11 protein-coding genes are annotated in these 12,652 nt (G+C 40.2%); 5 read left to right on the top strand and 6 right to left on the bottom strand.

Annotation, left to right across the window (positions count from 1 at the left end; genetic code table 11):
- Positions 1-30: 30 nt before the first annotated feature.
- The 4 genes from msrB to BM291_RS12990 all read right to left on the bottom strand — a co-directional run bounded on the left by msrB (position 31) and on the right by BM291_RS12990 (position 3,260).
- Positions 31-480: a peptide-methionine (R)-S-oxide reductase MsrB gene (gene msrB, locus BM291_RS13005; protein WP_092898092.1), complete on the bottom strand. Its 450-nt coding sequence runs from the start codon at positions 478-480 to the stop codon at positions 31-33.
- Between the two features lie 22 nt (positions 481-502).
- Complete coding sequence (locus BM291_RS13000) at positions 503-988, bottom strand: peptide-methionine (S)-S-oxide reductase (RefSeq protein ID WP_092898090.1); 486 nt, start codon at positions 986-988, stop codon at positions 503-505.
- Between the two features lie 25 nt (positions 989-1,013).
- Positions 1,014-1,892, bottom strand: coding sequence for an aldose 1-epimerase family protein (locus BM291_RS12995; protein WP_092898088.1), 879 nt, complete (start codon positions 1,890-1,892; stop codon positions 1,014-1,016).
- Between the two features lie 75 nt (positions 1,893-1,967).
- Positions 1,968-3,260, bottom strand: coding sequence for a DUF3472 domain-containing protein (locus BM291_RS12990; protein ID WP_245786864.1), 1,293 nt, complete (start codon positions 3,258-3,260; stop codon positions 1,968-1,970).
- Positions 3,261-3,426: 166 nt separating this feature from the next.
- Between BM291_RS12990 and BM291_RS12985 the strand changes: the two genes are divergently transcribed.
- The 3 genes from BM291_RS12985 (at position 3,427) to BM291_RS12975 (ending at position 6,102) form a co-directional block, all read left to right on the top strand.
- Entirely contained in the window at positions 3,427-4,446 is a 1,020-nt protein-coding gene (locus BM291_RS12985) for an aldo/keto reductase (protein WP_092898084.1), read from the top strand.
- Positions 4,447-4,829: 383 nt separating this feature from the next.
- Positions 4,830-5,696, top strand: coding sequence for a hypothetical protein (locus BM291_RS12980; protein ID WP_092898082.1), 867 nt, complete (start codon positions 4,830-4,832; stop codon positions 5,694-5,696).
- 4 nt (positions 5,697-5,700) lie between these two features.
- Positions 5,701-6,102: a hypothetical protein gene (locus tag BM291_RS12975; protein ID WP_092898080.1), complete on the top strand. Its 402-nt coding sequence runs from the start codon at positions 5,701-5,703 to the stop codon at positions 6,100-6,102.
- Positions 6,103-6,117: 15 nt separating this feature from the next.
- Here the strand turns inward: BM291_RS12975 and BM291_RS12970 are convergent, their stop codons facing one another.
- Positions 6,118-6,732 (bottom strand): DUF4230 domain-containing protein, encoded by a 615-nt coding sequence (locus BM291_RS12970; protein ID WP_092898078.1) that lies wholly within the window; start codon positions 6,730-6,732, stop codon positions 6,118-6,120.
- Positions 6,733-7,192: 460 nt separating this feature from the next.
- Positions 7,193-9,886 (bottom strand): DUF7133 domain-containing protein, encoded by a 2,694-nt coding sequence (locus BM291_RS12965; RefSeq protein ID WP_092898076.1) that lies wholly within the window; start codon positions 9,884-9,886, stop codon positions 7,193-7,195.
- A gap of 269 nt (positions 9,887-10,155) precedes the next feature.
- On the opposite strand from BM291_RS12965, the gene BM291_RS12960 reads away from it, so the two are divergent.
- Positions 10,156-10,434, top strand: coding sequence for a hypothetical protein (locus tag BM291_RS12960; protein WP_092898074.1), 279 nt, complete (start codon positions 10,156-10,158; stop codon positions 10,432-10,434).
- Between the two features lie 1,227 nt (positions 10,435-11,661).
- A complete protein-coding gene (locus tag BM291_RS12955) occupies positions 11,662-12,651 on the top strand; it encodes a ligase-associated DNA damage response exonuclease (RefSeq protein WP_092898072.1) in 990 nt (329 codons plus the stop codon).
- Position 12,652 lies beyond the last annotated feature (1 nt).

Raw genomic sequence — 12,652 nt, 5'->3', positions numbered from 1 at the left:
CTGCGTTTGTATTTATGGGATAAGATTTTCTTATTCCTCAACTACTTTTTCCATAGAAACAGCATTCATACAATAGCGTAAGCCACTAGGAACTGGTCCATCTGGAAATACGTGACCAAGATGCGCATCGCAGACATTACATAATGCTTCTACTCTTACCATCCCAAAGCTGATGTCTTTATGATATCCTACATTTTCCACTGCTACGGGTTGTGTGAATGATGGCCAACCTGTACCGCTTTCAAATTTCTCATTCGAATCAAAAAGTGGTGTTTTACAGCATTTGCAGGCATACAAACCAGGCTCAAATAAGCTGCAAAGTTCAGAACTATGTGCTCGCTCAGTTCCTTTCTGCCTAGCGACGTAGTATTCCTCGTCTGTCAAAAGTGCCTTCCATTCTTCATCCGTTTTTTCCACACGTTTTGGAGGAGTAGGATTGCCGTTGTTTGCAAATTTGATGATGTCGTTCCAGTTAAGCATATATTTTCCTTCAGTTTAATTACTAATTGAGTTCTTTGGTGAAACGCTTTCTAAGCATATCAAGTTTAGGGGAAATGTAAGTTTGGCAGAAAGGTGCATCAGGTCGACTCTGGTAATAATTTAAGAATTCCTCCTCATTCTTCTTAAACTCCGCCAGCGGCAGAATCATCGTGACTGCATCTCCTTCTACCACTTCTTGAGCTTGCTCAAATGCTTTTTCCAACATCGCTTTTTGTTCCAAGTGCTCATAGTAGATAGCCGATCTGTATTTACTTCGAAAGCTGTGAGCTGAAGTACTCGCATGAGTGAGCAAGTGAATCTCTATCAAGGTTTTGAGGGAAATCGACTCAGAGTCAAAAGTCACCATCACGGCTTCCGAAAAGCTGCTGAATTTTCCCTCAGAAGCTATCCAGCCTTGATCAACCTTACTAACTCCTCGTAAAGCTTGGAAAACTGCCTCCGTACACCAGTGACATCCTCCTCCAAAACCGATTTTCAACTCTGACATCACTTTAGTTATTGTTTCTCCCTATTTAGGCAATAACCGTAATTGAATAGCTTTTGGTTTCACTCTGCTGAGGTTCGAGTTTTTGCAAACCTTCTTTCTCTAAGAATTCATTATTGGAATTTGCGCTGTCACCGATTCCTAGCCAAGGCTCAATGCATACGAATGGTGCTCCTGATTTTGCCCAAATACCTAAGTAATCAAAGTCATCAAATTGTACCGACAGAATTGCTCCCTTGTCTTTATGGGTAAGTGTCACTTCTCGCGATTTCAGGTGTTTGAAAATCAACGCATCCTTATCAAAAAGATGCTTTTCCAAGTTAATAGAGCTGCTATTTTCTAAGAAAGACTGAGTCTGATCACTGATCAAGCCACTGTCTTCAATCAGCCAAGTTGCATCCGTTTCCAGTTCAGGAAATGTTAGAGAATACTCCTCATAAGTTTCGCCAGCATGAAGTGGGCAATTGAATGCAGGATGTGCCCCGATGAAATAAGGCAAGGTTTTGCTCCCAAGATTTGTGACTTGATGCTCGATAGAAAGTGTTTTTCCTACAAGGGTAAAAACCATATTCAATTGAAATTTAAAGGGATACTGCGCTAAGGACTCCTCATCCCAGCTTAAGCGAAAACGAGCCGAATCATCCGTTTTCTCTATAAGTTTGGGTTTGGAAGAATTACGGACAAAGCCATGCTTAGGCATTTCATACTTTTTGCCGTCAATGATTGTGAAACCATCTTTTAATCCACCTACGATAGGAAACAGGACTGGTGCTTGCCCATTCCAGATAGCTGGATCGGCCTGCCATATGTATTCAAGGCCAGTAATTTTCGATTTGATGGAGCTGATCTCCATTCCTATAGGATTGATTTCTACCGTGAGATCCACGGATTGAAGCGTGTAATTCATTCGTAAATTTAAATTTCAGTAGTTTTAGAATTGTGCGGGGTGACACAAGCAAGCTGATTGAAAATTCGTTGGTGGTTATGGCAATTTATTAAAGTTTATAGTAGGAGGGGTAGCGGTGGATTTACGCTGATGCATGCTGTTCAATTCGATAACTCTGTTGAAAAAGCCTCCGTTTTTCAAGTAGAATTGTCCTGATTTCTCACCGCCTTCATAATCCATTCTATACCCACGTTTGGCGATATCGTCTCCCGTGAATTTTGCTTCAGTGAGTTCCTCCCAATTGCCTTCAGCATCAGATGCCCACTGATTACCATAGTTAGCGGTGCGCTCCAAATGGCCTGATTCTGGAACAAAGTTTTCCAAAAAGGAATGAGGTCTCTTATACCAAGTATCTGTTTTAGGTCTTAAAAAACTTGCAATCAGCATCCATTCCCCAACTTCAGGATCCAAGAAATACGCTGTGTAAATGGTATTTCCCTTTCCATCGGGCTCTACTGAATTTAGGAAGCTATACGTTTTTCCTGCATTCCAGGTGTATTTGAGAAAGCTTTGGCCACCCGAACCCTCATTACCAAATTCACCGGTATAGACATCATCACCTTTTTTCAGCAGAATGATTTTTTCCTCATCAGGAATTTCTCCTGGATTGTCTGTTTTGAAAGGACTCCACACAGAAAATAAAATTCTACGTTCTGATTCTGAATTAACCTGTATTCCAAAGTACCCTTCCCCAAAACCATTTGCCATGAAGTAAGAGCCAATTGGGTCAGCACCTTCAGGAACAGTTACCTCATTGTAAAACCATTTGAAATCTTTGTCCGCCGGAAGGGTATAACTCAGGTGAACTGAAGGTCCTCTACGGCCCCAGTAGTATCGATTGTCTACATTGTCTTTCACAAAATCCAAAGAAAGTTCTTTCTCTGAATTTATCTGAATAGCCTTAATTTGGGCGAAGTCTGTACCTGATTTTTCTACTCCTCTCAATTTGATTTCATTGTAACCATTCATGAGCTTCATTTTCCCTACGGAAATGATTCCAGCTTTCCCTTTTTCCAGTTTTACAAGCTGTTTTTGGCCATTTAATTCTATGCTGATTTGGCTATTGCTCTCTTGTGAGAGTATTTCTAGTGCAAGATTGATTTCTTCCTCTGCAGTTGACTTTACAAAAACAGAGAACTCGGTGTCTGGATTTTTCCAGTTTAAAATTCCTTCAGAACTGATTTTCTCTTCACTTAATCCTTGAGTTTGATAGGTGTTTCCTCCTAGTGGAATTAGCTGTGAATTGAATGCTTTTTCATTTTCCATTATACATGAAAAAGTAGCGTGTATAATCAGGAAGGAGAAAAGAAAGGTGAGTTTTAGCTTCATCTATTATGTAATTTGAAATTAAAGGTAAGGAGCAAAAAGTATAAATCGGCCATTCAAACTGGATCTAGCCACTTTTCTTGATATTTTTTAGGCTTCACGCAACTGTTTTGTAATAGCTTTAGTTTTACTAATTCAACTTAATAACCACTACTAACCTATTTTAAAGATGAAGTATAATAATGTAGGAAACACTGGCTTGATTGTTTCCGAACTATGTTTTGGAACCATGACTTTCGGAGGTCAAGAGGCTGATATGTGGGCTAACATTGGAAAGCTACAGCAGAAAGAAGTCAATGATATGCTTGGCGCAGTGGTCGAATCAGGAATCAACTTTATTGATACGGCCAATGTATATTCCTTTGGACAATCCGAGGAGCTGCTAGGACAAGGATTATTGGACTTAGCTGTGCCGAGAGACGAAGTGGTGATAGCTACCAAACTTTTGGCTAAAATGAAAGACAAGCCGAATAGCGCTGGACTTTCCAGATACAATATTTTCAATTCGGTAGATGCAAGTTTGAAAAGATTGCAAATGGAATATGTGGATATTCTTTACGTCCATGGTGTAGATCCCCTCACTTCCTTGGAGGAAATCGTCCGTTCGCTAAATGATATCATCGAGTCTGGCAAAGTCAGATACATTGCCATATGTAACTGGCCGGCATGGATGGTGGCCAAAGCTCAGGCGATCGCGCATTATAGAGGCTGGCACAAGTTCATGGGCTTGCAATATTATTACTCGGCTGTCAGCCGTGATATCGAACATGAGTTGGTACCTATGGCTGCAGATCATGATTTGGCTATTTTCCCTTGGAGTCCCTTAGCCGGTGGATTCTTGACTGGCAAATTTACCAGAGAAGGAGCTGATGCGGATTCTCGAAGAGCCAAATTTGATTTCCCTCCAATTGACAAGGAAAAAGCATATGATTTAGTGGACGTGATGGGGGATTTGGCGAAAATCCATGATGCGAGTATTGCTCAGGTAGCTTTGGCTTGGGTTCGTCAGCAGAAAGGTATTACCAGTACTATCATTGGGGCGAAAACCTTGGAACAATTGAAACTCAATATTGACTCTACTCAGCTCATTTTGACAGAGGATGATTTGGTAAAAATAGATGAAGTAAGTCCACTTCCTATGCTATATCCAGGCTGGATGGTGGAGAGACAATCGGCTTATAGGAAGTAATAGGTTTTATGGTCTTGCTGTAATTACCTCATTTAGATTAAATACAGGTTTGCGTAAAACTGAGACTTCTATCATGGCCCCGCTTTTTTGTTAAAAAAGTAGATATATCTCACTTTGGCCTCGATTAAGCTAGAGCTTCGAACTTTTGTTTTATTAGGGAAGAGGATGAATGTGGTAAATTAATATTCATCCTCTTCCCTATACTTTTTATAGCCTGTGATTCCAGAGCAAAGTTCAGGGAGTATTTTCTCGGATGTAATTTTGTATTGTTTAAGTTTAAACTACTCCTATTTTTTTTCCTATCTTATTGATGGTAAATGTTATGTAAGTTTTTAGTGGCATATACAAGTTGATCCTGTCAACCATTTTTAAACCATTTTCAAATGAAAAATCTTCTTTTGGAGAAAAGTCTAGTTTTGATATTAATGACTTTTCCGTTGTTGATATCTAGTTGTATCAATCTTAAATCTGTCGGCGATTATTCTGCTACTTCTCTCGAGAGCATCAGAAATTTTGAACAAATAGAGTATTCATTTTTACAACACTGTTTGGATAGATGTGCGGATGAGGCGATACGAACTTTTGAAATAAAGCGAGCTCAAGACTGTTCCTGCGCACTTTATCAAGAAGCTGATAGCGTGACTCAGATCTTTTATAATTCTATTGAAGGGTATTTTCAAGGTCTGGGAAACCTTTCTCAGAATAAGCTGACCCAATACAGCAGCAACGCTCTAATAGGAACACTGACTGCAGATGAGCTTGGCCCGGTAAAAATCGAAGAGCGTACGGCATCTGCCTTTTCCAGTCTTTCTAACACTCTTTTACGAGCCTCTACGGATTTCTATAGGCGTAAGAAAATCGTTCAGTACATAGAGCAAGCCAATGAACCCATTCAGATTTTATTTGAAAAGTTTGAAACTATCATCAGCAACAACCTAAAAAAGGAATTAAGATTCAAACAGGAGAGACTTTATGCCTATTACACAGATATGAAAATGAATAGAACGCTGACTTCAGACTACGAAAAGGGTAAAGCAACAGCAGACTACTACCAAGCTTTGGAAACTATACAGCGAAAGGAAATGGAACTCGAAGTATTTGGGAGAAGCTTGGCGGAAATCGCTAAAGGTCATCAGGTTTTATATGAAAACAGAAATAAGCTTTCTGTCAAAAATCTTCAGGAATTACTGCATGGATATTCTAGTAATGTAAAGGAGCTGATCTCCGAATTCAACAAACTTAACGACTGATATTATGGCAAACCTGACTTCTGATCAAGCGCAACAATTATCTGATAACTTTTTTGATTTGTCTGTAGCTATTACAGACTTTAGGATAGCAAACTGGGAGAAACTAAGTCTGGAAGAGAATAAGGAACTTGGGGATACTCGTTACAAACTGTTGAAATCTGGCGAAGATATTTTGGCTTTTGCGAATACCTTAATTATGGATGAGGTTGCTGATTCCTTAGGTAAAATAAATACGATTACAGAAGATATTAAAGGAACCATTAAGACACTACGCAATATTCAAAAGGGATTGGATGTAGCTGCTACCTTAGTCGCTTTGGGAATAGCTATTATTGCTAAGGATCCTCAGCGAATCGGTAAATCGATCACAAGCGTATTTGATACTTGGAGTGCCCCGTCGGTTTAATGTAGCTTAATATGCTTACTTTTTTAGATTACTCATCTGCTCAGGACTTTCGATTACTACTTCATTATACACTAGCGTCCAACCCATAGATTTGGTGAGAATATAGATATTAAGTAGCTCACTCATCAAGCGTTCTTGAGCATCTTTCTTAAGTCCTGATTCATCTATTTTCTTTCGAAACTGCGCTGTTATACTAGTCTTGATATTGTTGTAATCTTTGCCTTCAAATTGATTCAGGTAATCCTGAGTCACATCATAATATTCGAACTCTGGATAAACATTGATTACAGGATCCGGGATTTTTACAATAGTGACCGTCTTATTATCGGCATCTATAGATGTTTCCATTTGCCTAAGATCATATTCCACTGTGGCCTTAGCCTTAGCTATGATCAAGGCTTTTTTATTTGCGCTAACCAGATTTAGAAAAAGCTTTTGTGAGTTTTTATAGGTAAATACCTGTGAATAATAAGCCTCTGTCACGATTAACTTTCCCACTTGCTGGATCTGCTGTTGGATCATATCTGAATTAGCCTGGAGTTCAGCTTCTTTCGCTCTGCTATCAGTAAAGAACCAGATGCCTCCAATAACCAGTAGCGCTGCCAAAAATCCAAGTACAAATCTTTTCATGTGTATTTAACTTATGGGTTTGGGTTAAAAGTACGTGAAATGAGCTGAAAGGATATGGGGGCTTAGTTTTTAAATGCTAGTCAAAAGGTTTAAAATGATTTTCTATCTCGCCCTTCAAGATTGCAATCGAGGTAGAGCTAATCAATCTTCACATTCTCACTTGCGATGGGCTGCAGCCATCGCTTTTCAATTTAGGCCTTTCAGGCCTATTGTTACTATTACAATACACTAAATATCAACCTTCAAATTTGCCCTGTAGGGGCAATATACCTTAGCAACGGTAGCTAGGCCGTTGTGTGAAAATGCAGTTTAGAAATACTAGCCCTGACAGGGCGCAATATCCTTGAAATCTGAAATATCCACCAATAAATCCTCAGACTTAATTCATAAAAAAAGCGATGGGGTTTTCCCATCGCTTTACTTTATAGCCTTTCAAAGCTATAAAATTCTAAGGCTTAAATCACCTAGCAAGCAGCACTAACTGCTTCATTGCCCATGGTTCTTCGGCTTTATCCAAAGTTTCAATTTTCAGGAATCTCGCAGGATTATCCGCATTCCAGTGGATAGTGTTCATGCCTTTTACTCCTTCGCCAGTCGCAACTTCAGTCCAGGCTTTGCCATCAGAAGAAATAGATACTTTATACTTTCTTGGATACTCTTTATCCCCGGAATTAAACTGCAATTCCGTGAGATTTCTTTCTTTAGGAAGTTCTACTTGGAACCACATGCCTGCTTCTTGTGCCCCATCTGTTTTCCAACCTTTAAAGCTGAAGGCGTATGAAGGATCCTTTGTAGATCCAACACCCTGCAATGCAGTACTGCTAGCTGTGATTTTCCAGTTATCCTGAAGTGTAAGTGCTTTAGGTATTTCTCCGATCAGTTCGTCAAACTCATATGTACCTTCTCTATCGGCTGTTTCTTTTCTTAGCTGAGCTACATATTCTGGGGTGACGAAACTCCCTGAGTTTCCAAAATCATTCCGTATGTAAGAAATCACAGAAGCTATGTACTCATCATCATTACTGTCCATGGCGATCATTACGCCTTCGTATTCCTTACCGTCAAGTGCTCCAGTTAACCCATGCAAAAGTGTTTTTACTGCATATTCCGGATGGCCCATTAGTCTAGGAGACCCTGAGAATGCTGGAGCAATGAGCTCACCTCCACCAGTAGGAGTTCCAAGACCTTTTACACCATGACACGTAGAGCAATAGCCATCGAAGATGGTTTTTCCCTTATTGAAAAGTGCAAGTTGTTGAGGAGCAAACTGAGTGGCAGCCGTCTTCTTTTGTTCTGCCATTTTCTCTAAGAGTTGAGCTCCTATTACCTGAAAACTCTGAGCAGGATTCTCTTTGATAGACGTTTTTATAAACTCTTCTACCTTATCGATATTTAGAATATAGGCACTCAACAATGCCTGAAAAGCTACATCGACATCAGAATCTTTGACCATCGTTCTATAATCCGCTGCAAGGCTTTTCTCACCGTATTTGTATAGGCTTTCACTTGCTCTGAGTGCTTGAATACGAATTTTAGGATTACTGTCTTTCATCAGTTTTCTGATCATATCCACTTTCAAGGAGTTTAATCCTTCAAGTGTCCACAATGCATGTATTCTTGCCAGTTCATTATCCGAACTGTTCACTAATTTTTCCAAATCCTTCACCACCGATTTATCTTGGTTCAGGATGATCAACTGCTGCGCCTGATCTCTCCACCAACCATTTGGATTGCTCAGATGCCGAACTAGCTCTGCAGAAGTTTCCTCGTACATTCTTGGCTTTTCGGTATTTCGCTCCATACCCTCGTAAGTCAATCTCCAGATACGACCATTTCCTGCGATATCATCCATTTGATACTGCTGGATTTTGGTACGTAGGTAACTCCCTTCCTGAGTCCAGTTTCCCTGCTGAATAATCCCACGATACATATCTACTATATACATGGTGCCGTCGGGAGCTGTTGCCATATCTACTGGGCGGAAAAGCGGATCAGTTGATTGTATGAATTCTGATTGAGCTTCTCTGTAAGGGTTTTGTATGTAAGAAAGTCCTTCTGATTTCTCAGTGTTTACCTGACGCACAATTCTTCCTACAGGCTCACCGTAGAAGTATTTGTTTTGAATTTCTTTTGGCAGTCTATCTCCGCGGAATACGTCATTTCCAGCCGATCCCGTTACATTATTCAAGGAGTTATCAGGCTTTGTTTCCCGCATGCCTGGCTCGAAATCAGCCAATTTCACCAAACTGAAAGGTTCTCTGAAGCCGTCTTTGTACTGACCCTTTATTCCGAAATTGCCATAGACAATTGGTAAGTTAAAGTTTTGAGGTACTCCGCCAGCACCGTCTTGGAACCATACCTGACCGTAATTATCCTGAGTGACGCCCCATTGTCCATATGGGTTTCCGGTAGGTTCTTGAATTACTCCATCAGGAGTCCAGCGAATTCTGCGGGAATTATATGTGCTGTACATCCAATTGTCCATAGTCCAAGTCAGGAAACTGGTCTGATGCTCTACATTCCCTGATCTCCCAAGTCCAGAAGCGAAGAGCTCTTTTTTGTCGGCCTTTCCATCACCGTCCGTGTCGGTGTACTTATAGACATTGTCTTCATTAGACTCCATGGACAAAATGGTGTTTTTCCCAAAGGGAACTACATAGCGAGGAAATACTAAGCTATCCAAGAAGATGACGCTAGTTTCATAGACACCATCATTGTCTTTATCCTCCCAGCGGGAAATGCGTGACGTAGGCATCAATTCCCCGTTGGCGTCGATATCCTGCATGTAGGTTCTTAGTTCCAGTACATACATTCTTCCATTACCATCAAACTGAATGGCGGCAGGCTCTCGGATCTGAGGCTCAGAAAGTATAGGAGTTAGTTTGTAGCCAGGTTGTAAGACAAAAGATTTCAGTTGCTCATTAGCAGAAACAGGCACCACAGGCGGCTGAGGAGTTAGGTCAATGCCTTTCCAGCGGGGAGACTCCATGTCAGTGCCTTCGGGAATGCTGATGGCAGGGTAGGGCGCTTCCATCCTTTTGGGATCCAGAGAATCGGCAGGAGATACGTCAAAGGGTGATTTTTCTGGTGTACAATTGGCAAAAATAGCCAGTGAAATACCAGTAGAAAGTATAAGTTTTTTAGAAATAAACATCTGTTGAATTAGAGGAATAAGAATAGGTTTATTGTCAATAGTCTTCTTTTACTAAAGGGTATGCAAAATATAGGATTCTTTGGGGAATGGACTTACCGAAAAAATAATTATGAGGGATTTGTCCAGTTTGATAGCGTTTAAAAAGGTTCGTTGTCTTTGCTTTCGCTCATGGCTGTTTTCACAAAGTGGGTTAAAGGGGTTTCATTAGGCATGGTAATTATTCATTATCTTGTTATTAGCGATTTGCTATAACCTTAAAAAATCGAACCATGGATAAATTAGAGAAATTAGAAATGATGGATAAAATCCTTCGGGAATTTGATGATTTGAAGAATAGTCAAACTTCAGTTTTGAAAAAAATATCCAAGATAGAAGCCGATAACATCAACTTAGGGGTGGGTTTACTGGAAAAGAAACTTCCTGACATGTGGCAAAATGTAAATTCCAATCTCGAATTAGTTACTGCTTTGGAAGAGGAATTTCAGGAGTATCGTGATAAGTACTATGAAGACAATAACATCAAGGCATTAGAAGATGAAGCCAACTAATATATTATAAAGTAGAATCAGTTTTAACTCAGTATGAGTAAGTCCCTGCCTATAGCGGGGATTTTTTTTAAACCTCCAGCTGAAGCAGGAGGTAATTTATTGAGATTAGAATTCCACGGTATTTCGAATTTATTCAATAGGAATGTGGCTTTAGCCCATTCCTAATTGTAGAATTTTATCTGATAGCGGCTTTAGCCGAAATATTAACCGAATCAATATTTCGGCTAAAGCCGGAAACTATGGCCGTTTGTTTTAAACCTCCAGCTGAAGCAAGAGGTAATTGATAGAGATTAGAATTCCACGGTATTTCGAATTTATTCAATAGGAATGCGGCTTTAACCCATTCCTAATTGTTTGTATTAATCCCAACAGGGCTTTAGTCGAAATATTAACCGAATCAATATTTCGGCTAAAGCTGGAAAACTATGGCCGTTTGTTTTAAACCTCCAGCTAAAGTAAGAGGTAATTGATTGAGATTAGAATTCCACGGTATTTCGAATTTATTCAAGAGGAATGCGCCTTTAGCCCATTCCTAATTGTTTGTATTAATCCCAACAGGGCTTTAGTCGAAATATTAGCCGAATCAATATTTCGGCTAAAGCCGGAAAACTATGGCCGTTTGTTTTAAACCTCCAGCTGAAGCAAGAGGTAATTGATTGAGATTAGAATTCCACGGTATTTCGAATTTATTCAATAGGAATGCTGCTTTAGCCCATTCCTAATTGTTTGTATTAATCCCAACAGGGTTTTAGTCGAAATATTAACCGAATCAATATTTCGGCTAAAGCCGGAAAACTATGGCCGTTTGTTTTAAACCTCCAGCTAAAGTAAGAGGTAATTGATTGAGATTAGAATTCCACGGTATTTCGAATTTATTCAAGAGGAATGCGCCTTTAGCCCATTCCTAATTGTTTGTATTAATCCCAACAGGGCTTTAGTCGAAATATTAGCCGAATCAATATTTCGGCTAAAGCCGGAAAACTATGGCCGGTTGTTTTAAACCTCCAGCTGAAGCAAGAGGTAATTGATAGAGATTAGAATTCCACGGTATTTCGATTTTATTCAATAGGAATGTGGCTTTAGCCCATTCCTAATTGTAGAATATTATCTGATAGTCGCTTTAGCCAAATTCCTCCTATCCCGTGCCTAGGAATGTGAACAAAACAATCACTCGGTATAAAAGTTGTAATTCACCAAAGCGATTATCAACTTCCTAAAAGCCTTTCCATGCTGGAATTTACTGATAAGGGCATTTATTGTCCTAGAGCAGACGTATACATTGATCCTTGGAAGCCTGTAAAGTCGGCTATCATCACCCATGGGCATAGTGATCATGCGAGAATGGGTAATGGACATTATATCTGCCACAAGGATACGGTGGCTATTCTGCGCTTGAGATTAGGTTTGAACATCGCTGTTCAAGGCGTGGACTATAATGAGGGAATTTCAATAAATGGAGTAAAGATCAGCCTACATCCTGCGGGGCATATCATCGGTTCTGCTCAGGTTCGTCTGGAATATAAGGGCGAAATATGGGTCGTATCAGGAGATTATAAGCTGATTCCTGATGGGCTAAGTGTACCCTTTGAACCGGTGAAATGTCATCATTTCATCACAGAATCTACTTTTGGGCTTCCTATTTATAAATTCCCCCCAACTCAGGATATCTACACAAGCATCAATGAATGGTGGCAGCAAAATTCTGCAGAGGGCTTCAATTCCATTGTGATAGCTTATGCTCTGGGAAAATCCCAATCCATTCTACATCACCTAGATCAAAGCATAGGAGAGATTTACCTCCACGGAGCAGTAGCCAATGTGAATAATACACTTAATGAGAATGGACATAATTTTCCTGGAATCTGGGTTACTCCCGAGATGGATAGGAAAGCGATAAAGGGATCTATGATCGTTGCGCCACCTTCGGCATTGTCCACACCTTGGATGAGTAAATTTTCTCCTTCCCGAAAAGCACTGTGCAGTGGATGGATGCAATTGCGAGGCGCCAGAAGACGCTCAGGAGTAGATCGGGGTTTTGTATTATCAGACCATTGCGACTGGAACCAGTTGAATGAGGCTGTGCTGGCTACTGGTGCAGAAAATATCTATGTCACTCACGGTTATCAAACTACCTACGCCAAGTGGCTAACAGAACGGTACCACCTCAATGCTGTAGAAATGAAGACTCAATTTGAACCTGCGACTGGAGACGTGTAAT

The organism is Algoriphagus aquimarinus, assembly GCF_900112005.1.
GTDB classification, from domain to species: domain Bacteria; phylum Bacteroidota; class Bacteroidia; order Cytophagales; family Cyclobacteriaceae; genus Algoriphagus; species Algoriphagus aquimarinus.
The sequence above is the reverse complement of the archived record's forward strand: the minus strand, read 5'-3'. Positions and strand labels throughout refer to the sequence as shown.

Bases quoted from the DNA above. Each gene is read 5' to 3' on its own strand.
- BM291_RS12990 (WP_245786864.1), bottom strand. From the start codon at position 3,260: ATGAAGCTAAAACTCACCTTTCTTTTCTCCTTCCTGATTATACACGCT.
- BM291_RS12995 (WP_092898088.1), bottom strand. From the start codon at position 1,892: ATGAATTACACGCTTCAATCCGTGGATCTCACGGTAGAAATCAATCCT.
- BM291_RS12955 (WP_092898072.1), top strand. From the start codon at position 11,662: ATGCTGGAATTTACTGATAAGGGCATTTATTGTCCTAGAGCAGACGTA.
- BM291_RS12960 (WP_092898074.1), top strand. From the start codon at position 10,156: ATGGATAAATTAGAGAAATTAGAAATGATGGATAAAATCCTTCGGGAA.
- BM291_RS12980 (WP_092898082.1), top strand. From the start codon at position 4,830: ATGAAAAATCTTCTTTTGGAGAAAAGTCTAGTTTTGATATTAATGACT.
- BM291_RS12965 (WP_092898076.1), bottom strand. From the start codon at position 9,886: ATGTTTATTTCTAAAAAACTTATACTTTCTACTGGTATTTCACTGGCT.
- BM291_RS12975 (WP_092898080.1), top strand. From the start codon at position 5,701: ATGGCAAACCTGACTTCTGATCAAGCGCAACAATTATCTGATAACTTT.
- BM291_RS12970 (WP_092898078.1), bottom strand. From the start codon at position 6,732: ATGAAAAGATTTGTACTTGGATTTTTGGCAGCGCTACTGGTTATTGGA.
- BM291_RS12985 (WP_092898084.1), top strand. From the start codon at position 3,427: ATGAAGTATAATAATGTAGGAAACACTGGCTTGATTGTTTCCGAACTA.
- msrB (WP_092898092.1), bottom strand. From the start codon at position 480: ATGCTTAACTGGAACGACATCATCAAATTTGCAAACAACGGCAATCCT.
- BM291_RS13000 (WP_092898090.1), bottom strand. From the start codon at position 988: ATGTCAGAGTTGAAAATCGGTTTTGGAGGAGGATGTCACTGGTGTACG.